The sequence below is a fragment of the Frankia sp. AvcI1 genome (assembly GCF_001420875.1).
GTDB classification, from domain to species: domain Bacteria; phylum Actinomycetota; class Actinomycetes; order Frankiales; family Frankiaceae; genus Frankia; species Frankia alni.
On the sequence record NZ_LJFZ01000023.1, the window covers coordinates 90808 to 110239 of the forward strand.

Sequence of the window (19432 nt, forward strand, 5' to 3'; positions counted from 1 at the left end):
CCCGGAACCCGCTGCGGCGGCCCCGCGGTGTGCCCCACCGCGGAATCCGACAGCCGGTTCCGCAAGCATGACGTTCCCGGCCACTCCCCCGGGTTGTCCCTCCGGGTACGTCCTGGGGGGAGTGTAGGCCGCCACGGCCCAACGTGGATGCACCGACCACCCCAACTCGGCCATGCGCAGCCGGGACGATCATGGACGGGTCGGGCGTCATCCGGATCCGAGCGACACGGCGGACGGATCGGCCGTGCCGACGGACGGGACGATCGCGAACGTCGTGACCCCCGCGCTGTGGAACTCGGGGGCGTGCACGACCGCCAGCGGGATCACCGCGGCGCTGCCGACGACCGTCTGCTCCAGCGCGCCCCACGAGGCCGCCGCGGTGGTCTCCGAGGTGGCCCGCAGGGCGGCGTCGAGCTGGCGGGAGGCGTTCGGATCGCGGTAGCCGCCGTCGGCGGGCCGCGGTCCGAGCCAGTCCTCGTCCAGCAGCGGCTGGAAGACCGTGCGCCCGGCGTCACCGAACCACGCCGGGGTGATCGTGGACAGCGCCAGGTCCCAGAACTGGCCGGTCGGCTGGTTCGCCGCGGCGGCGAACCGCGCACCCGTGCGGATCCGCACGTCGAGGCGGACGCCGGCGCGGGCGAACGCGGTGCGCAGCGCCTCGGCGACCGCCGCGTCGGTGGCGCTGTCCGTGGTGAGCAGCGACAGCGCCGTGACGGGGCCGCCGGGAGTCTGGCTGAGCGCCTCCCGGCAGCGGGCCGGGTCGCCGAGGCCGGCGGGGCTCGGGAAGGGGTCGGCGTCGTGGTAGCCGGTCATCGGCTCCTGCAGCAGGCCGCCCGTGGTCGAGGCGAACTCGGGGCCGCCGAGGGCCGCGGCCAGGCTCACCCGGTCCACGCAGTACGGCAGCGCCTGGCGGATGACCGGTTCGCGCAGCGCGGCCGCGGACGGCCCGTCGAGGCCCACCGTGAGCGCCAGGGTGGACCCCACCGGGTCGACGACGAGGCGCGGATCCTTGGCCTTCGCCAGCTCCGCGGCCCGGCCGGCCGGGAGTTCACCGTCGAGCGCCATGTCCGCGTCGCCGCGTTCGAGCTGCTGCTGCATCTGTTCGGGGGTCAGCCCGTCGGTGATCGTGATGTGGTCGGGCAGCGCCCGGCGGATGCCGTCCGAGGAGGCGCTCCACGACGGGTTGCGGGCCAGCCGGTAGCCCGGCGTGGCATCGTCGTCCGGGGCGATGGTGAACCGGTAGGGCCCGTCGGAGACCAGGTTGCGCAGGTACTCCGGTGAGTCGGGCGGGTAGGCGAGCGCCTCCAGCGGCACCGGCGACGCCGCCGGCAGGGCCAGCACGTCGACGAAGTCATTCACCGGGGCGAGCAGGTGGAACGCGACGGTGTCGTCGCCGACGATCTCCACCCCCTCGATGGTGCTGCTCTCGACGAAGGCGGCGGCGTCCGCGACCGGGGTCGCCGCGAGCTCGGTGCAGAACTCGCGGAAGCCGACGACCGTCGCGGCGAAGTAGCCGCGCAGCGGGGAGGGGTCCGGCGGCACGCACAGCCGCTTGAGGCCGCGGGCGACGTCGTTGGCCGTGATCCGCCGCTGGTTCGGGGTGTCCCAGCGGGCCGCCGACCGCAGCCGGACGGTGTAGACCAGCCCCTCCTCGGTGACGATCGGCGCCCCGGCGGCCAGGTCGGGCCGCGGGACCGTCGACTTCGCCGGGTCGGCGTCGGCGGGATAGCTGTAGAGCTGGCGGGTGACGAGGCGGGTCACGGCCTGCTCGCCGGGCTGGTCGGCCCAGCCCGGGTCTCCGCTGGGCATCTGCTGGGCGACGATGCGCAGGGTGCCCCCGGGCTTGGCGGCCGGCGGGGTCGTGGCGGCGGCCGTCGGGGTGGGGCTGGTGGGGGCGGCGAGGCGGCCGGAGCCGCCGGAACCGCCGCTGCAGGCCGCGACCGCGACGGCGAGCACGGCGGCGAGCGCCGCGAGTCGGGATGCCGCCGCCCTGCGGGGGCGCCGGCGCGCACGCGGGGCGTTCAATTCTTCAGCAGCAGACCGAGACCGATGATGCAGACGAACCACACGGTCCCGACCAGGACGGTCAGCCGGTCGAGGTTCTTCTCCACGACGGAGGAACCCCCGAGCGACGAGGACACTCCCCCACCGAACAGGGTGGACAGACCGCCGCCCTTGGCCCGGTGCAACAAGACGAGCAGGATCATCAGAATACTCGCGATGATCAAGGCGATCGACAGACCGACCGTCATTCAGACCAGCTCCTGCTCCTCGGCAACCTGCGCCTGCCAACAACGTGGGTGGATCCGGCGACCGTCGGGGGGCAGGCGGTATCGGCACACGTCGTCATGCGACAATATCCGCCCGCGCCGGCCAGACCTCGCCGGAACCGGCACCGTGAGGGGCCAGGCGCGTGACCGGGTGTACGGCGGGCAGCCGCGCACAGAACGGCCCGGCCGGCCGATTCTCGACGGTTCCGCCAAGGTACCGCACCCGCCCGCCCGGACCGTGGTGACGCACCCCGCCGGGTGCGGGCGATGCGCCGCCGGGTCCGGCCGGGGGGCGAGCGTTGCGCGCGTCGAGATCTGGCACCGCGCCCCGACGACGAGAGCCCGGCGGGGTTCACCCCCACCGGGCTCTCGGTGCGACTGCCCCGTCGGGGCTCGGTGCGGCTGCCTCAGGCGGGCGGGCCGCTGCGCACGATGCCGACGAACTCCTCGGCGACGAGGCTGGCCCCGCCGACAAGCCCGCCGTCGACGTCGGGCATGGTGAACAGCTCGCCGGCGTTCGCCGCCTTCACCGAGCCGCCGTAGAGGACGCGGATGCCCGCGGCCGCCGCGTCGCCGTAGAGCTCGGCGAGCTTCCCGCGCACGGCGGCGCACATGTCCTGGGCGTCCTGGGCGGACGCCGTGCGGCCGGTGCCGATCGCCCACACCGGCTCGTAGGCGATGACGATCGTCGCGGCCTGCTCGGCGGTGATCCCGGCGAGCGACCCGGCGAGCTGGCCCAGCACGTGCTCGACGTGGGTGCCGGCCGCGCGGATCTCCTCGACCTCGCCGACGCACAGGATCGGCGTGATCCCGGCGGCGTAGGCCGCCTTTGCCTTCGCGGCGACCAGGGCGTCGTCCTCGTGGTGGTCGGCGCGGCGCTCGGAATGGCCGACGACGACGTAGGAGCAGCCGAGCTTGGCCAGCATCGACCCGCTGATGTCGCCGGTGTGGGCGCCGGAACCGTGCTGGGAGAGGTCCTGTGCGCCGTAGCCGAGCGCGAGCTTGTCGCCGTCCACCAGCGTCTGGACGCTGCGCAGGTCGGTGAACGGAGGAATGACGACGACCTCGACGGTCTCGAGCTCCGCGGGCTTGAGATCGAAGGCGATCTTCTGCACCAGCGCGATGGCCTCAAGGTGGTTGAGGTTCATCTTCCAGTTGCCGGCCACCAGTGTCCGCCGCCCGGTGCCCTTGTCCTTGCTCACGCTGTTCTTACCCTTCTCGGTGCCCCGTTCGGAACGTCCCCGGCCCAGCGGTGCCATCACACGCTCCCGGTCTCAGACATCGAGCGCCGCGAGGCCGGGCAGTGTCTTGCCCTCGAGGTACTCCAGGCTCGCCCCGCCGCCGGTGGAGATGTGGCTGAAGGCGTCCTCGGGGATGCCGAGCGTGCGCACGGCGGCGGCGGAGTCCCCGCCGCCCACCACGGAGAAGCCGTCCCCGGCGGCGATGGCCTTGGCGACCCCGCGGGTGCCGGCGGCGAACGGCGCGAGCTCGAACACGCCCATCGGGCCGTTCCAGAACACGGTGGCGGCGCCGTCGAGCCGTCCGGCGAACAGCGCGGTGGACGCCGGGCCGATGTCGAGGCCGAGCCAGCCGTCCCCGATCCCGTCGGCGGGGACGACGGCGGTCTGCGCGTCGGCGGCGAAGCGGTCGGCGACGACGACGTCGGTCGGCAGCACGATGCGGTCCCCGCCCTCGGCGAGCAGCGCCTTGCAGGTGTCGATCATCTCGGCTTCGAGCAGGGAGCCCCCGACGCCGTGGCCGAGGGCCGCGAGGAAGGTGAAGCACATGCCGCCGCCGACGAGCAGCGCGTCGACCTTGGGCAGCAGGGCCCGGATGACCCCGAGCTTGTCCGACACCTTCGAGCCACCGAGGACCACCGCGTAGGGGCGGGCCGGGTCGGCGCTGAGCCGGCGCAGCACGTCGAGCTCGGTGAGCACCAGTCGGCCGGCCGCGTGCGGCAGCCGCTTGGGCACGTCGGCGACGCTGGCGTGGGCCCGGTGGACCGCGCCGAAGGCGTCGCCGACGTAGAACTCGGCCAGGGCGGCCAGGGCGTCCGCGAACGACGCCCGGGTCACGGCGTCCTTGCTGGTCTCGCCGGGAGAGAAACGCAGGTTCTCCAGCAGCGCCACCTCGCCGTCGCCGAGACCCGCGACGACCTCGCGTGCGTGGGCGCCGGCGATGTCGCCGGTGCCGTCGCCGGCGAAGGCGACCGGTCGGCCGAGCAGCTCGCCGAGGCGGGCCGCGACCGGCTCCAGCGAGTACCTGGGGTCGGGCTCACCCTTGGGACGGCCGAGATGGGAGGTCACGATCACGCGCGCGCCGCGGTCCAGCAGCGCGGCGATCGTCGGGACACTGGCGCGGACCCGGCCGTCGTCGGTGATGCGCGGGGTGTCGCCCGAACGGTCCAGCGGCACGTTCAGATCGCTGCGGACCAGGACGCGGTGCCCGGCGACCTGCAGGTCGTCGATCGTCCTCACTCTTGGTTACTCCATTGGGTTCGAGACCGGGGAAGGGAGACGGGCGATGCTGNGAACCGCCTCCGGCGATCCCCACCGGGAACCTGGCCGGACACGCTCCGCGGCGTTGCGGTTGCGGGACTACAGGGAGAGTGCGGGACGCAACCACGACGGCCGGGACCGCGGACGGCGGCCCCGGCCGGAACAGCGCCTCGCACCACAGCGAATCTGTACTGCAGCGGAACCAGGACGACGGCGCGCCTAGAGGCGGGCGCCGACCAGGGCGGTCAGGTCGACCAGCCGGTTGGAGTAGCCCCACTCGTTGTCGTACCAGCCGACGATCTTGACCTGGTTGCCGGCGGACATCGTCAGCAGCGAGTCGAAGGTACAGGACGCCGGGGTGTTCACGATGTCGGAGGAGACGATCGGGTCCTCGGTGTAGACCAGGTAGCCCTTGAGCGGGCCCTCGGCCGCCGCCTTGAACGCCGCGTTGACCTCCTCCTTGGTCGCCGGCTTGGTCAGCGTGGCGACCAGGTCGGTGACCGAACCGTCGAGCACCGGCACCCGCATGGCGATGCCGTCGAGCTTGCCCTTGAGGTGCGGCAGCACCAGCGAGGTGGCCTTGGCGGCACCCGTGGTGGTCGGGATGATGTTCTGCGNCGCCGCCCGGGCCCGGCGCAGGTCCTCGTGCGGGAAGTCCAGGATGACCTGGTCGTTGGTGTAGGCGTGGATGGTCGTCATGAGNCCCTGGCTGATGCCGAACGCCTCGTCGAGGACCTTGGCCATCGGCGCCACGCAGTTCGTGGTGCAGGAGGCGTTGGACAGGATGTGGTGCTTCGCCGGGTCGTAGGCGTCGTCGTTCACGCCGACGACGACGGTGAGGTCCTCGTCCTTGGCCGGGGCCGAGATGATGACCTTCTTGGCACCCGCCGCGAGGTGCTTGCCCGCGTCGGCGGCCTTGGTGAACCGGCCGGTGGACTCGATGACGATGTCCACGCCCAGCTCGCCCCAGGGCAGCGCGGCCGGGTCGCGCTCGGCGAGCACCTTGATCAGGGTGTCACCGACCCGGATGCCCTCGTCGACGACGCTGACCGGAGCGGCCAGCGTGCCCAGGGTGGTGTCGTACTTGAGAAGGTGCGCGAGGGTCTTGTTGTTGGTCAGGTCGTTCACGGCGACGATCTCGAGGTCGTCCCGCCTGCTCGCCGCNAGNGCCCGCCAGAAGTTACGGCCGATCCGCCCGAAGCCGTTGACACCCACCCGCGTAGCCACGTCCAGGACTCCCTACCGTCTTGTCTCGTTGTTTCGACGGTCATGCCGCCGCTTGCGTCATGACCGGAGGTCGGTATCTCGTTGTCGAGGCAGGAGCCTAACGAGTTCGCACATCATCGGCGGTAATCCGAACCGTGCGGTGTTGGTCTCCTCACACGAGGCGACGCGCCCGTCGGGCTACCTGCTCCCACCCGGTCACGACGATGCTCCGCATCCGGAGGTTCCCGCCGCTCCCCCGCCCGGACCCCCGGGCCAGGCACGTCCCACGCCTGCCTGTCACACCGTCCGAGCCGCTCCACCGTTCGGGCACCCCCGCGGCGCGAGGCCTGCACCGTCCCCTGCGTGCGATCCCGATGGTGCTACCCCGCGATTATTCCACGGACGTTCGGGCATCGTTGATCTGACCTCGGCACGCTGCACCACCAACGGGCCCTTATCAGAAATAGCGTTGATCCAGCTAGCGAAATGCCCGGAATCAACCAGATGACGCATTGTCAGCACTCAGGCGTTCTCCAGCAGGTCCGGGGAGACGCTTGCCTCGGTGTTGGGGATGNCCAGTGCGTTCGCCCGCTTGTCCGCGAGCGCCAGCAGCCGCCGGATCCGCCCCGCGACGGCGTCCTTGGTCAGCGGCGGGTCGGCGAGTGCGCCGAGTTCCTCCAGCGACGCCTGGGCGTGTTCCAGGCGCAGTCGGCCCGCGGCGAGCAGGTGCTCGGGCGCGTCGTCGCCGAGGATGCGCATCGCCGCCTGCACGCGCGCCCCGGCCGCGACCGCGGCACGGGCCGAGCGGCGAAGGTTGGCGTCGTCGAAGTTCGCCAGCCGGTTCGCCGTCGCCCGGACCTCGCGGCGCATCCGCCGCTCCTCCCAGGCCATCAGGCTGTCATGGGCACCGATCTTGGTCAGCAACGCGCCGATGGCGTCCCCGTCCCGGATGACCACCCGGTCCACCCCGCGCACGTCGCGGCTCTTGGCCTGCACGCCGAGCCGCCGCGCCGCCCCGACCAGCGCGAGCGCCGCCTCGGGACCGGGCGAGGTCACCTCGAGCGAGCAGGACCGGCCCGGCTCCGTCAGCGACCCGTGGGCGAGGAACGCACCCCGCCAGGCCGCCGCCGCGTCGCAGGCCGAGCCGGTGACGACCTGCGGCGGCAGCCCGCGCACGGGCCGGCCACGCTGGTCGAGCAGGCCCGTCGAGCGGGCGAGCTGTTCGCCGTCGCGTTCGACCCGCACGATGTAGCGCACCGAGCGGCGCAACCCCCCGGCGGCGAGCACCGCGACCGTGGACGGGAAGCCGAAGACCTCGGCGACCTCCCGGCGCAGCCGGCGCGCGGTCGCACCCGTATCCAGCTCCGCCTCGACCACGATGCGGCCCCCGACGATGTGCAGCCCCCCACCGAAGCGCAGCAGGGCTGCCATCTCGGCCCGCCGGCAACAGGGCTTCGCGACCCGTAGCCGGCTCAGTTCGTCCTTGACGGTGGCCGTCATCGCCGCCACACCGATCACTCCTTGGCTTCACCGGATGGGGTCCGGCGAACGGCGCCGCCGGACGATGGGTACTTCGTGGCCGGCCGCCGGCTGCCCCCCGCGGACGGCGCCCGCGGCACCGACGGGGCAGGCGGCCCGGGCGGCCCGGTGCGGACGGCCGGCGACGCCGCCGCGGACCCGTCACCGGAGGGTCCGGGCTGAGCCTGCGCCGCGGCAGCCGCCAGCCCGGTCTCCGTCTCGACCGCCAGGCCCCGCGCGGCCGTCCCGCCTCGCGAGACCGTCCCGGCCCGCGGAACCGTCCCGGCCTGCGGAACCGCACCGGCCTGGGCGACCGCACCGGCCTGGGCGACTGCTCCGGCCAGGGCGAACACCGCGCGGAAGGCCTCGGCAAGGCGGGCCGGGTCGTGCACGGGTGCGCCCGGCACCCGCACCGGCGCGAGATGCAGCCGGGCGCCGAGATCCGCCGCGGCCCGCGTCAGCGACTCGGGCTCGGGCACGGCGCTCGGATCGGCGATCACGACGTCCAGGCGCAGGCCGGGCACGTGCCGGCGCAGGGCGTCGAGGTGGGCCTGCGGGGTGTATCCGGNGGTCTCCCCCGGCTGGGCGGCCAGGTTGAGAACCATCAGCGTGCGCGCCCGCGAGGTGATGATCGCCTGTCGCATCCCGGGGACCAGCAGGTGCGGCAGCATGCTCGTGTAGAGCGAGCCCGGGCCGAGAACGAGCCAGTCGGCCGCCCGGGCCGCCGCCACCGCCTCCGGGCAGGCCGCCGGTTCCGCCGGCGCGAGCCGGACGCCGGCCACCCGTCCCGCCGTGGTGGCCACCGCGGCCTGCCCGCGCACCTCGGTCACCGCCTCCGGGGCGACCGGGTCCACCCCGAGGACGTCGGCGACGATGTCGATGCCCTCGGTGGACAGCGGCAGCACCCGCCCCCGCACCCCGAGCAGGTCGGCGGCGAGATCGAGGGCGACCACCGGGGAGCCGGTGTGCTCGGCCAGCCCGGTCAGCACCAGGTTCCCCACGGCGTGCCCGGCCAGCGGGCCCGAGCCGGCGAACCGGTGTTGGAACAGCTCCGCCCAGGTCGCCGGCGGGCCGTCCGGGCCGGCGAGCGCCGCCAGCGCCATCCGCAGATCCCCCATGGGCAGCGCACCGAGCTCCGCCCGCAACCGCCCCGACGACCCACCGTCGTCGCCGACGGTCACCACCGCCGTCAGCGCCGAGGTGAGCTGGCGCAGCGCGGCCAGCGAGGCGGCGAGCCCGTGGCCGCCGCCGAAGGCGACGACCGCCGGCTCCGGCCCGCAGACGGCGCCCTCGGCGCCCTCGGCGGTCTCCGTGGTCCCAGCGGTCTCCAGGGCCCCGGCGGTCACCGTCGCCCCGGCGGACTCCAACGCCCCGGCGGTCTCCAGGGCCTCGGCGGCCCGGTGATCACGGCCCGCGGCGGGGTCGACGGGGTCGACGGGCTCCGGCACGCTCACTCCCGTCCCAGGTCGCGGTGCACGACCCGGACCCCGACGCCGTCGGCGGCCAGTCGCGCGCCGAGCTGCTCGGCCATCGCCACGCTGCGGTGCTTGCCGCCGGTACACCCGACCGCGAGGGTCAGGTACCGCTTGCCCTCCCGCGCGTAGCCCTCCCCGACCAGGCGCAGCAGGGCCGCGTACTGGTCGAGGAACTCCTGCGCCCCGGGCTGGGCGAGGACGTAGCTGCGCACCTGCGGATCCCGCCCGGTGTACGGGCGCAGCTCCTCCACCCAGTGCGGGTTGGGCAGGAACCGGCAGTCGGCGACGAGGTCGGCGTCCAGCGGCAGCCCGTACTTGTACCCGAACGACACCACGGTGGCGTTGAGCCGGTTCGCGCCCGGCTGCCCGAACGCCGCGTCGATCTTCGACCGCAGCTCGTGGACGTTCAGGTCCGTGGTGTCGAGGACGAGGTCGGCCTCGCCGCGCAGCTCGGCGAGCAGCGCCCGCTCCCGGCCGATGCCGTCGACCACACGCTCGTCGCCCTGCAGCGGATGCGGCCGGCGGACGTGGTCGAACCGCCGGATGAGCGCGTCGTCGCTGGCCTCGAGGAAGAGCATCCGGGGATGCATGCCCCGGGNGTCGAGCGCTGCGATCGCCGCCCGCAGGTCGGAGAAGAACGCCCGGCCGCGGACGTCGACGACCACGCCGATCCGGCTGACCGCGCCCCCGGAGCGGTGGCCGAGCTCCGCCATGGTGGACAGCAGGGCGGGCGGCAGGTTGTCGACGACGAACCAGCCGAGGTCCTCCAGGCACTTGGCCGCGGTGCTGCGCCCGGCGCCGGACAGGCCGGTGATGATGGCGAGGTCGAGGGTCGGGGTGGTCATGACGGCCTTCCCGAGTCGGCGGGGTGCAGGGCGCGTGCCGCGGCGGCGGGGTCGTCCGCCGCGGGCGCCGGTGCGGTCCGGGCCGGGTCGGGCTCCACCGGGGACGCCGGCGGCGCCCCGTCGAGGATCTCACCGGTGCGTGGGTCGACCGCGGGGGCGGGGGCGGCGGCGGTCCCCGGCGCGGACCGGCCGAGCGCCGTGAGGATCGCCGCGGCGGTGCGCGGCCCGATCCCGGGCACCTGGGCGATCTCCTCGGCACTCGCCGCCCGCACCTTCGCCACCGAGCCGAACTGCCGCAGCAGCGCCTTGCGCCGGGTCTCCCCGAGACCGGGCACATCGTCGAGCGCGGAGGTCACCATCGCGGCGGACCGCTTCTGCCGGTGGTAGGTGATGGCGAAACGATGCGCCTCGTCGCGGACCCGTTGCAACAGGTACAGCGCCTCGGAGGTGCGGGGCAGGATCACCGGCTCCGCGGAGTCGGGCAGCCAGACCTCCTCCAGCCGCTTCGCGAGCCCGCACAGCGCCACTCCGCCGGGCCCGGTGTCGATGCCGAGCTCGTCGAGGGCGCGGGCGGCCGCGGCGACCTGCGGCGGGCCGCCGTCGACGACGACGAGGTTCGGCGGGTAGGCGAACCTGCGGGGCCGGCCGGTGTCGGGGTCGATCGGCTGCGCCGCGCCCGGCGTGACGGCCCGGCCCCGCCCGTCCCGCACACCCGTGTCGGCGGCGAGATCCTCCGCGGAGTCGACGATGTCGACGAGTTCACCGGTGCGGGACCGTTCGGCGAGGTACCGGGAGAACCGGCGGTGGATGGTCTCGTACATGCTGGCGACGTCGTCCTGCCCGGCGTCCGCCCGCCCGTGCTCGCGGCCGGCGCCGCCCGCGCCGCCACGGATGGAGAACCGGCGGTACTCCGACTTGCGCGCCAGCCCGTCCTCAAAGACGACCATGCTCGCGACGACGTTGGTGCCCTGGATGTTCGACACGTCGTAGCACTCGATGCGCAACGGCGCGTCCGGCAGCTCCAGGGCCTCCTGGAGCTCGGCGAGNGCGCGGCTGCGTGCGGTCAGGTCGCTGGCCCGCTTCGTGCGGTGCAGCGCCAGCGCCTGGCGGGCGTTGCGCTCCACGGTCTCCAGCAGGGTGCGCTTGTCGCCGCGGCGCGGCACCCGGATCTCGACCCGGCCGCCACGGGCGACGCCGAGCAGCTCGGCCACGGCGTCCGCGTCCGGGGGCAGGGCGGGCACGAGGATCTCGCGCGGGATGCCCGCGCCCTGCGGGTCGCTGCGCGGCGCCCGGGCCGGCGGAGTGGGCCCCCCGACCCGGGTGGCGTCCGCGACGGTGACATCCGGGACCGCGGCGTCCGCGGCGGCGTCCGTGGTGGCGTCCGTGGTGGCGTCCGTGGTGGCGTCCGTGGTGGCATTCGGCACGCCGGCCTGCCCGGCGGGGCCGGCACCGGCCGGGTCCGCGCCGGCGGGGACGGCCGTGGTGAGCGACGCGCCCTCCAGGTACTCCTGGGTGAGGAACTGCTCGACGAGGTCGGCCGTCGTCACCTCGTCGAGCTTGTCGACCACCCAGCCGCGTTGCCCGCGCACGCGCCCGGCGCGGACGTAGAAGATCGCGACGGNGGCCTCCAGCTCGTCCTCGGCGAAGGCGACCACGTCGGCGTCGGTGCCGTCGGGCAGCACGACGGCCTGCTTCTCGATGGCGCGCCGCAGGGCGCCGGCGTCGTCGCGCAGCCGCGCGGCCCGCTCGTACTCCTGGGCCGAGGCGGNCTGCTGCATCTCCTGCTCTAGCCGGCGCAGGTAGCGGCCGGTCTGACCGGACATGAAGTCGCAGAAGTCGTCGACGATCTCCCGGTGGGTCTCGGCGTCGACCCGGCCGACGCAGGGCGCCGAGCAACGGTCGATGTAGCCGAGCAGGCACGGCCGGCCGACCTGCCCGGCCCGCTTGAACACCCCCGCCGAGCAGGTGCGCGCCGGGAAGACACGCAGCAGCAGGTCGAGGGTCTCCCGGATCGCCCAGGCATGGGCGTACGGGCCGAAGTACCGCACGCCCTTGCGCTTCGGTCCCCGCATGACCTGCAGGCGCGGGAACTCCTCGTGGAGGGTCACCGCGAGACTCGGGTAGCTCTTGTCGTCGCGGTACCGGACGTTGAAGCGCGGATCGAACTCCTTGATCCACGTGTACTCGAGCTGGAGGGCCTCGACCTCGGTGGAGACCACGGTCCAGTCGACCGCGCTGGCCGCCTGGACCATGTGCTGGGTACGCGGGTGGAGCGTGTGCAGATCGGCGAAGTAGTTGGCCAGCCGGGCCCGCAGGTTCTTGGCCTTGCCCACGTAGAGCACGCGGCCGTGTTCGTCACGGAAGCGGTAGACGCCGGGGGTCTCGGGAATCGAGCCCGGCGCGGGCCGGTAGGACGCCGGATCAGCCATGAACCGAGCCTACGGCGACCATCATCCCGCCTGAGCAGCGCCTGCACGTAACCATTTCATCACGCATAGCGCGCGACCTCATCGGCGGGCCCTCTCGAAGCGTGGCAGAAGTGTGACGGCAGGCGACAGATCCGGAAGCTGGTCGTGATTAATCCCAGACTTTCCGTTGTTTCCGGTGCCCCCGCTGGCGTCCGGCGCGGGGGGCTGNGACCCTCGACACATCGGGCAAGCGAACCGAGGGAGCCAGCTCGTGCTTGGTGAGGACGTCACGGCGGAGTTCGTCGTGGACGACGCGNCCAGCCGTGGGCGGGTGACGGTGTTCCAGATCTGCTGGCGTGCGTGCGATCCGCTGGCCGTGTCCATGACTCTGGTGTCCAGGCCGGAGCACCCCGCGCTGCCGCAGGGAAGCTGGGTGGCCCCCCGCGACGCCCTGCGTGCCGGGCTGGAGGCGACGGTCGGCGACGGCGACGTGCGGATCGGCCCCGACCCCGGGGAGGGCGGCGTCCGGCTGGACCTGGTCGACGGGGATCGCCACTCCGTCGTGGTCCTCGCGACCGCGTCGCTGCGCAGCTTCCTGGACCGCACCGAACGGCTGGTGCCGACCGGCGAGGAGCACACCGAGCAGGAGCTGGACACCGTCCTGGCGAACCTGCTCCAGACCTGACCTGCCCGGCTCCGGGCCGGCGCGCCCCTCAGCGGGCTGCCGCCTCGGCGAGCCTGCGCCGCCGAGCGCCTGCCCCACCGCCGGTCTCGGCCGCAGCCCCGCCGGCGGCCGAGACCCGGTCGCCGAGGATCTCCCGGAGGAAGACCGCGGTATGGCTCTCCTCGACGGCGGCGACGGCCTCGGGCGAGCCCTGGGCGACGACCCGACCGCCGCCGGTGCCGCCCTCCGGCCCCATGTCGATGATCCAGTCCGCCGTCTTGATGACGTCGAGGTTGTGCTCGATGACGATCACCGTGTTGCCGGCGTCGACGAGCCGGCCGAGCACCCCGAGCAGCTTGCGGATGTCCTCGAAGTGCAGCCCGGTCGTCGGCTCGTCGAGGACGTAGACGGTCCGGCCGGTGGAGCGCCGCTGCAGCTCGGAGGCGAGCTTGACCCGCTGGGCCTCGCCGCCGGACAGCGTCGGCGCCGACTGGCCGAGGCGGACGTAACCGAGGCCGACGTCGTTGAGCGTGCGCAGGTGACGNGCGATCGCCGGCACCGCGGCGAAGAACTCGGCCGCCTCCTCGATCGGCATGTCGAGGATCTCGGCGATGTTGCGGCCCTTGTAGTGGACCTCGAGGGTCTCCCGGTTGTACCGGGCGCCATGGCAGACCTCGCACGGCACGTACACGTCCGGCAGGAAGTTCATCTCGATCTTGATCGTGCCGTCGCCGGAGCACGCCTCGCAGCGCCCGCCCTTGACGTTGAACGAGAACCGGCCCGGCAGGTAGCCGCGGACCTTGGCCTCGGTCGTCTCGGCGAACAGGCGGCGGATGTGGTCGAAGACGCCGGTGTAGGTCGCCGGGTTGGACCGGGGGGTCCGGCCGATCGGTGACTGGTCGACCCGGACCGCCTTGTCGAGATGGTCGAGGCCGGTGACGGTCCGATGCCGGCCGGGCACCTCGCGGGCGCCGTTGAGCTTGTTCGCCAGCACGCTGGCGAGGATGTCGTTGACGAGGGTGGACTTGCCCGACCCGGACACCCCGGTGACGGCCACGAAGCAGCCCAGCGGGAAGGAGACCGTGACGTCGCGCAGGTTGTGCTCGCGGGCGGCGTGCACGGTCAGCGCGCGGCCCTTCGTCGGCACCCGGCGGATGTCGGGCACCGGGATCTGCCGCCGGCCGGAGAGGTAGGCGCCGGTCATCGACTCCTCGCTGGCGAGCAGCTCCGCCACCGGCCCGGAGACGACGACCCGCCCGCCGTGCTCGCCCGCGCCGGGGCCGATGTCGACCACCCAGTCCGAGGCCCGGATCGTGTCCTCGTCGTGCTCGACGACGATGAGCGTGTTACCCAGGTCGCGCAGCCGCACCAGGGTCTGGATAAGCCGGCGGTTGTCCCGCTGGTGCAGCCCGATCGACGGCTCGTCGAGCACGTAGAGCACCCCGACGAGACCGGAGCCGATCTGGGTGGCCAGCCGGATGCGCTGCGCCTCCCCGCCGGCCAGGGTGCCGGCGGCGCGGTCCAGGGAGAGGTAGTCGAGCCCGACGTCGAGCAGGAACGTCAGCCGGGCGTCGACCTCCTTGAGCACNCGGCCGGCGATCGCCTGCTCCCGCTCGCTGAGCTCCAGCCCGCGCAGGAACCCGGCGCACTCGCCGATCGCCATGCCCGAGACCTCGGCGATGGACCGGCCGCCGACCGTCACCGCCAGCGACTCGGGCTTGAGCCGGGCGCCGCGGCAGGACGGGCAGGGCACATCGCGCATGTAGCCCTCGTAGCGCTCCCGGCTGCTGTCCGACTCGGCCTCCCGGTGGCGGCGGCCGATGAAGCCGATGACCCCCTCGAACGAGGTGTAGTAGGAGCGCTTGCGGCCATAGCGGTTGGTGTAGCCGACGTGGATCTCGGTCTCNCCACTGCCGTGCAGCACCNCCTTGCGGGCCCGCTCCGGCAGCCCCTCCCAGGGGGTGTCCATCCGGAAGCTGAGGTCCTCGGCGAGGGCGCTGAGCAGCCGCTCGAAGTACTCCTTGTTGTGGCCGCCGGACCACGGCGCCACCGCGCCCTGGGCCAGGGAGAGCGTCGGATCGGGCACGACGAGCTCCGGGTCGACCTCCTTGCGGGTGCCGATGCCGCTGCAGTCCGGGCAGGCCCCGTAGGGCGAGTTGAACGAGAACGACCGCGGTTCGAGCTCTTCGAAGGACAGGTCGTCGTAGAGGCAGGCGAGGTGCTCGGAGTACATCCGCTCGCGCTCGGGGTCGTCGGCGGGCCGGTCGACGAAGTCGACGAGGACGAGGCCGCCGCCGAGGCGCAGCGCCGTCTCCACCGAGTCGGTCAGGCGCCGCTTGGCCGACTCCTTGGCCGCCAGCCGGTCGACCACGACCTCGATCGTGTGCTTGCGCTGCTTCTCCAGCTTCGGCACGTCGGTGAGCGCGACGACGGTGCCGTCGACGCGGGCCCGGGCGAACCCGGAGCTCTGCAGCTCGGCGAACAGGTCGAGGTACTCGCCCTTGCGCCCGCGGACCACGGGGGCGAGCACCTGGAAGCGGGTGCCCTCGGGCAGCTCCAGCAGCCGGTCGACGATCTGCTGCGGGGTCTGCCGGGAGATCGGCCGCCCGCACTTCGGACAGTGCGGCCGGCCGGCGCGGGCGAACAGCAGCCGCAGGTAGTCGTACACCTCGGTGATCGTGCCGACGGTGGACCGCGGGTTGCGCGAGGTGGACTTCTGGTCGATGGAGACCGCCGGGGACAGCCCCTCGATGAAGTCCACGTCGGGCTTGTCCATCTGCCCGAGGAACTGGCGGGCGTAGGCGGACAACGACTCCACGTAGCGCCGCTGCCCCTCGGCGAAGATGGTGTCGAAGGCGAGGCTGGACTTGCCGGACCCCGACATGNCGGTGAAGACGATCAGCCCGTCACGGGGCAGGTCGAGATCGACGTCGCGGAGGTTGTGCTCACGCGCGCCACGCACGACAAGTCGGTCGGCCATCGTCGATCCCTCATGATCTTCCGGAAAATCGGACCTGGGCGAGTGTGGCCATGCTACGGATGGGGTCCGACAGTTTTCCGCGGCCGGTCCCCGGCGGCGCCCGGCGGGCACCCGCCCACACGCCGACGGCACGGCCGCCACCCGACGGACGGTAACGACCTGCCTGACGTGGGTGTTCCGCACCCGGCGCGGTCTCACGCCGGTCCGCGGCGTCGGCGGACCCCCCGGGACGCCGACAATGACCTCAGGCGGACGCGACCACCACAGGCCGCGCGAGCACCACAGGCAACGCGAACACCACAGGCGGACACGACGCCCGAGCAGACCCAGCCGTCCGCCCGGAGAGGGGACCACCCATGAGCGACGCCCACAGCGACGAGGCCGGCGCGGCCACCACCACCGGCGACTACACCGGGAAGGTCACCGTCGGCGGCCCGGCGGACACCAGAACCCTGCCTGGCCTGACCGTGACCAAGGTCGCGGTCGGCCCGGCGGACAACAACGCCTACCTGCTGCGCTGCCCCGTCACCGGAGAGCAGCTCCTCATCGACGCCGCGAACGAGGCCGACACGCTGCTGCGGCTGATCGGCGACGCGGGCCTCGCCACGGTGGTCACCAGCCACCGGCACGGCGACCACGTGCAGGCGCTCGCCGAGGTGGTGGCCGCCACCGGGGCGACCACCGTCGCCCACGCCGACGACGCCTCCCAGATCCCCGTGCCCACCGCCCGGATCGTGCACGACGGCGACGAGATCACCGTCGGCCGGGCGACCCTGCGGGCGATCCATCTGGTCGGCCACACCCCCGGCTCGATCGCCCTGCTCTACGACGCCGACCCCGCCGCCCCACACCTGTTCACCGGCGACTGCCTGTTCCCCGGCGGTCCTGGGCGGACAACAAACCCGGGCGAGTTCCGAAGCCTGATGGACGGCCTCGAAGAGAAGGTCTTCGGCCCCCTGCCGGACACCACCTGGATCTACCCGGGCCACGGCTTCGACTCGACGATCGGCACGGAGCGACCGCACCTCGCTGAATGGCGCGCCCGCGGCTGGTGAGGACACCCGCCACTCCCCAATCCCAGGGCCGGACTCGCCAGACTGCCCTCATGCCCGGCGGTGTTGATCTGGCGACCGACCATCCGCAGGTGACCATGGTCTACGACGGCCGGCCGGTGCAGGTCGACGAGGGCCTGGCCGGCCTGCTGCCTGCCCTGTGGGCGGCGGGTGTCGACACGGTCTACTCGTGCCAGGGGGAACCGGGCCGTCCGGGCGTGGAGAACCTGGCCTACCTTGCGTTCCCCACGGTCGGCGACCGGGTCCGGTTCGCCGACCGGCTGCCGGCGGATCTTCCCGGCTGGGAGTGGGTGATCGAGCACGAGGTGGTCGGGGGGCGTGATTCGGTGCATTTCCCCCCGGCCGACCTGTCGTGGCTGGTGGTGCTGTTCGGACGTGGCGAGGGTGGCCCCGGCGGTTGCCCGCCGGACAGGGCGTTCAAGGCCGGGGCTGCGCGCCCGGGTACGCCTCCAGTGCCTCGAAGGCGCCCGTGAGAACACTTGCTGCTCATCGGCCATTCCAAGTGGTGGCCCCCAAGACCTCGTCAACGGTCCCACCGCGCGCCGTGGCGCGCCTTTGCGACGGTGAGCAGCCGTTCCCAGGCACGGCGCACGAGCCCTGGACGACGGGGTGCGGTAACAGGCTCGGCGGGGGCGGGAGCCGGCAGTCGCGGCGGCGGCGGTAGCAGCGGTGGCGCAACGGCGGAGTGATCCGGAACGGCCGGTTGCTCCGGTAGCGGCAACCAGGACCCGGCGTCGAACCTCGGGAGCGGCTCCGCCTTGTCCGGCCACCACGGGGGCCGGACGCAATCGACACCCTCGTCGGTATCTTCCTCGTCAGAGTCGTCCTGCTCGTCGGGGTCGTCCTGCTCGACGGGCTCAGCCCACTCCGGCTCGGCCCTGGGTAGGCGGTTGCGGTTCATCTCCCGGCAGGCGTTGCATGCCTCGTCGATGTCCTCGATGCAGGGACAGTCAGTACCCGTAAACTTGATCGATTTTCCAGTTTCAGGGTCGACCATCGGTTGGCCGGCGTGGATGCCGCACTCCCGNCATAGCGGGGAGTGCAGCACCTCGGAGTCGAAAGATCCGAAGATGCTCACCGGTCGACGGTCGCAACGGCCACCCTGGATCGTCTGCCGGTTCGGTCGAGATGCTCGGTTCGGTAACCAAGACCGGCGGCGTCTCCCTCTGAGACGTCCCTAAAAGCCCGGAACCCGCGGTGGATGCTGTCGTCAGATCGGCGGAGTGTCGGCCATCTAGGTCGCGGCCGGCGGGGTGTCGTCGAAGACGGGGTAGGCGTCGAGCTGGGCGATGGCGTAGGCCGCGATCCATCCGTGGATAAGTTCACGCACGCCGACCGTCGCGTGCTCAGTCGCTGGCGNCGTTCAGTAGTCGCCGGGGATGCGGATCTGGTGGCCGCGGAGCAGTTGCACCCTCTCGCCCGGTCACGGTAACGACGCGAGACTTGGCGCGAAGCGCCCACACCTGGCCGAGTCGCGGGCCCGCGGCTGGCGATCTAGGGCGCCTACCCTTTCCGGCCACCGACTCGTCCGGAGGCGCCGATGCAGTGCAGCGCCGGCAACGGTCGGCGCACTCTGNCGGACGGCCGAATCCTGCCACCACCCGGTAGCCGTAGCAAAGCAGCGGGAGACAGGGCGGCACAGCGCGGCTACCGCAGGCCACCGCTATCGCTTGCGGCGCTCACGGCGTGCCTGCTCAGCCCTGGCTTCGTCGCGCGTCGGGTCGGGATCGTCGATCCGACGGTAGTGCCAGAAGTTGCCGACGTTCTGGGCCGAGTCGGGGTACGACCCCAGATCGGTTCCAGAGTGAACTACGCCCTCGATGTGGTTTCCGTGATCAACGGCGGAGCCAGTGGCCCCCGCTACCGGGCGCTCTTCGTGGTGGAACACACACCAGGCCAAGAGCGGCTCATCAGTCCAAAGATCATCATCATCGGGTTCCAGGATATAGATCGCCCGCCAGCCGGTCGCCTCGCTAAGCGACAGAGGTGTGCGGTGCAGATATGTCTGTCGTTTTTCGCTACTCACCATCACCCCTGAACCGCACATGCGCCGAATGTCCGCGATCGACATAGATGTGCTGTCAAGCAACAGACGACTGCCAGCCTAGACAAAACGTCAGGATACCGAAGTAGACCCCCACCTTGGGGCGCTTCTGCCGTTTTCAATACAAGTTCTGCACCCTCCCCCATGATCACTTCATGTCGCTACCTGAGGATGCAGCCCGCAACCGGCAGATCGCCATCGAGGCGGCCGGAAGGGTCTACGAGGGGTACGTCGCCACCGGGCAGCGTCGCGATCTCGACGCAGTGAACCGGCCGGCAGTCATCGCCGAAGAGATCATTCGACTGGCACATCAGCTAGAGGAGTACCTGAACAGAGCATGGTGACGGGCCCTCGCGGTTCCCCTGGCGGGCGTGGGCGGAGATCCACCCCGAGCCCANGACGCCCTGGCGCGGACGTGGCTCCACCTACGACGNTTCGGGTGGATCGGATG

11 protein-coding genes and 17 pseudogenes are annotated in these 19432 nt (G+C 72.7%); 4 read left to right on the forward strand and 24 right to left on the reverse strand.

All coding sequences use genetic code 11. The annotated features are described in order from the left end of the window. Nucleotides 1–207: 207 nt before the first annotated feature. The 17 genes and pseudogenes from UK94_RS21790 to UK94_RS61330 all read right to left on the reverse strand — a co-directional run. Nucleotides 208–2025, reverse strand: a complete 1818-nt coding sequence (locus UK94_RS21790) for an ABC transporter substrate-binding protein (RefSeq protein WP_050997190.1) — start codon at nt 2023–2025, stop codon at nt 208–210. Continuing rightward, nucleotides 2022–2252 (reverse strand): preprotein translocase subunit SecG, encoded by a 231-nt coding sequence (secG, locus tag UK94_RS21795; RefSeq protein ID WP_011605700.1) that lies wholly within the window; start codon nt 2250–2252, stop codon nt 2022–2024. The genes UK94_RS21790 and secG overlap by 4 nt, the downstream gene beginning before the upstream one ends. Before the next feature lie 425 nt (nt 2253–2677). Next, a complete protein-coding gene (tpiA, locus tag UK94_RS21800) occupies nt 2678–3529 on the reverse strand; it encodes a triose-phosphate isomerase (RefSeq protein WP_231861121.1) in 852 nt (283 codons plus the stop codon). Nucleotides 3530–3544: 15 nt separating this feature from the next. Next, nucleotides 3545–4747, reverse strand: coding sequence for a phosphoglycerate kinase (locus UK94_RS21805; protein ID WP_011605703.1), 1203 nt, complete (start codon nt 4745–4747; stop codon nt 3545–3547). A 240-nt stretch (nt 4748–4987) separates the two neighbouring features. After that, a pseudogene (locus UK94_RS61285) lies at nt 4988–5385 on the reverse strand (type I glyceraldehyde-3-phosphate dehydrogenase); the annotation flags it as partial. Between the two features lies 1 nt (nt 5386). Next, a pseudogene (locus UK94_RS61290) lies at nt 5387–5470 on the reverse strand (hypothetical protein); the annotation flags it as partial. 1 nt (nt 5471) lies between these two features. Continuing rightward, nucleotides 5472–5935: pseudogene (locus tag UK94_RS61295) on the reverse strand (glyceraldehyde 3-phosphate dehydrogenase NAD-binding domain-containing protein); the annotation flags it as partial. A gap of 1 nt (nt 5936) precedes the next feature. Next, nucleotides 5937–5995: pseudogene (locus UK94_RS74650) on the reverse strand (hypothetical protein); the annotation flags it as partial. 554 nt (nt 5996–6549) lie between these two features. Next, nucleotides 6550–7483 (reverse strand): annotated as a pseudogene (whiA, locus tag UK94_RS21815) (DNA-binding protein WhiA); the annotation flags it as partial. Nucleotides 7484–7488: 5 nt separating this feature from the next. Next, nucleotides 7489–8060 (reverse strand): annotated as a pseudogene (locus UK94_RS61300) (hypothetical protein); the annotation flags it as partial. A gap of 1 nt (nt 8061) precedes the next feature. Next, nucleotides 8062–8715: pseudogene (gene yvcK, locus UK94_RS61305) on the reverse strand (uridine diphosphate-N-acetylglucosamine-binding protein YvcK); the annotation flags it as partial. Nucleotides 8716–8942: 227 nt separating this feature from the next. Beyond that, nucleotides 8943–9565: RNase adapter RapZ (gene rapZ, locus UK94_RS21825; RefSeq protein WP_235489154.1), on the reverse strand; the 623-nt coding region annotated here is incomplete at its 5' end. A gap of 1 nt (nt 9566) precedes the next feature. After that, nucleotides 9567–9812: pseudogene (locus UK94_RS61310) on the reverse strand (RNase adapter RapZ); the annotation flags it as partial. Beyond that, nucleotides 9809–10858 (reverse strand): helix-hairpin-helix domain-containing protein (locus UK94_RS61315; RefSeq protein ID WP_235489157.1); only part of this gene is annotated, 1050 nt, incomplete at its 5' end. The pseudogene UK94_RS61310 and the gene UK94_RS61315, both read right to left, overlap by 4 nt. A 1-nt stretch (nt 10859) precedes the next feature. Next, nucleotides 10860–11433: pseudogene (locus UK94_RS61320) on the reverse strand (excinuclease ABC subunit C); the annotation flags it as partial. Between the two features lies 1 nt (nt 11434). Beyond that, nucleotides 11435–11580, reverse strand: a pseudogene (locus tag UK94_RS61325) (hypothetical protein); the annotation flags it as partial. A gap of 1 nt (nt 11581) precedes the next feature. Continuing rightward, nucleotides 11582–12241 (reverse strand): annotated as a pseudogene (locus tag UK94_RS61330) (GIY-YIG nuclease family protein); the annotation flags it as partial. Nucleotides 12242–12557: 316 nt separating this feature from the next. Here UK94_RS61330 and UK94_RS21835 point away from each other — a divergent pair. Next, nucleotides 12558–12905, forward strand: coding sequence for an SsgA family sporulation/cell division regulator (locus tag UK94_RS21835; RefSeq protein WP_268761550.1), 348 nt, complete (start codon nt 12558–12560; stop codon nt 12903–12905). A gap of 28 nt (nt 12906–12933) precedes the next feature. On the opposite strand, the pseudogene UK94_RS61335 reads toward UK94_RS21835, so the two are convergent. The 5 pseudogenes from UK94_RS61335 to UK94_RS61360 form a co-directional block, all read right to left on the reverse strand. Next, nucleotides 12934–13428: pseudogene (locus tag UK94_RS61335) on the reverse strand (excinuclease ABC subunit A); the annotation flags it as partial. A 1-nt stretch (nt 13429) separates the two neighbouring features. Continuing rightward, nucleotides 13430–14472, reverse strand: a pseudogene (locus tag UK94_RS61340) (excinuclease ABC subunit A); the annotation flags it as partial. Between the two features lies 1 nt (nt 14473). After that, a pseudogene (locus UK94_RS61345) lies at nt 14474–14790 on the reverse strand (excinuclease ABC subunit A); the annotation flags it as partial. A 20-nt stretch (nt 14791–14810) separates the two neighbouring features. After that, nucleotides 14811–15769, reverse strand: a pseudogene (locus UK94_RS61355) (excinuclease ABC subunit A); the annotation flags it as partial. Nucleotide 15770: 1 nt separating this feature from the next. After that, nucleotides 15771–15864 (reverse strand): annotated as a pseudogene (locus tag UK94_RS61360) (hypothetical protein); the annotation flags it as partial. Nucleotides 15865–16220: 356 nt separating this feature from the next. Between UK94_RS61360 and UK94_RS21845 the strand changes: the two are divergent. Both UK94_RS21845 and UK94_RS21850 read left to right on the forward strand, forming a co-directional pair. Continuing rightward, a complete protein-coding gene (locus UK94_RS21845) occupies nt 16221–16919 on the forward strand; it encodes an MBL fold metallo-hydrolase (protein ID WP_055751323.1) in 699 nt (232 codons plus the stop codon). Nucleotides 16920–16969: 50 nt separating this feature from the next. After that, nucleotides 16970–17410: a hypothetical protein gene (locus tag UK94_RS21850; protein WP_055751324.1), complete on the forward strand. Its 441-nt coding sequence runs from the start codon at nt 16970–16972 to the stop codon at nt 17408–17410. Nucleotides 17411–17460: 50 nt separating this feature from the next. On the opposite strand, the pseudogene UK94_RS21855 reads toward UK94_RS21850, so the two are convergent. Both UK94_RS21855 and UK94_RS34020 read right to left on the reverse strand, forming a co-directional pair. After that, nucleotides 17461–17964: pseudogene (locus UK94_RS21855) on the reverse strand (hypothetical protein); the annotation flags it as partial. 636 nt (nt 17965–18600) lie between these two features. Beyond that, nucleotides 18601–19008: a hypothetical protein gene (locus tag UK94_RS34020; RefSeq protein ID WP_157734389.1), complete on the reverse strand. Its 408-nt coding sequence runs from the start codon at nt 19006–19008 to the stop codon at nt 18601–18603. 128 nt (nt 19009–19136) lie between these two features. Here UK94_RS34020 and UK94_RS21860 point away from each other — a divergent pair, with 128 nt between their 5' ends. Continuing rightward, nucleotides 19137–19325 (forward strand): hypothetical protein, encoded by a 189-nt coding sequence (locus tag UK94_RS21860; RefSeq protein WP_055751326.1) that lies wholly within the window; start codon nt 19137–19139, stop codon nt 19323–19325. The last annotated feature ends 107 nt before the right edge of the window (nt 19326–19432 follow it).

Excerpts from the sequence above, each read along its gene's own strand:
- UK94_RS21850 (WP_055751324.1), top strand. The coding sequence starts at position 16,970 with ATGCCCGGCGGTGTTGATCTGGCGACCGACCATCCGCAGGTGACCATG.
- UK94_RS21860 (WP_055751326.1), top strand. The coding sequence starts at position 19,137 with ATGTCGCTACCTGAGGATGCAGCCCGCAACCGGCAGATCGCCATCGAG.
- tpiA (WP_231861121.1), bottom strand. The coding sequence starts at position 3,529 with ATGGCACCGCTGGGCCGGGGACGTTCCGAACGGGGCACCGAGAAGGGT.
- UK94_RS34020 (WP_157734389.1), bottom strand. The coding sequence starts at position 19,008 with ATGTCGATCGCGGACATTCGGCGCATGTGCGGTTCAGGGGTGATGGTG.
- secG (WP_011605700.1), bottom strand. The coding sequence starts at position 2,252 with ATGACGGTCGGTCTGTCGATCGCCTTGATCATCGCGAGTATTCTGATG.
- UK94_RS21845 (WP_055751323.1), top strand. The coding sequence starts at position 16,221 with ATGAGCGACGCCCACAGCGACGAGGCCGGCGCGGCCACCACCACCGGC.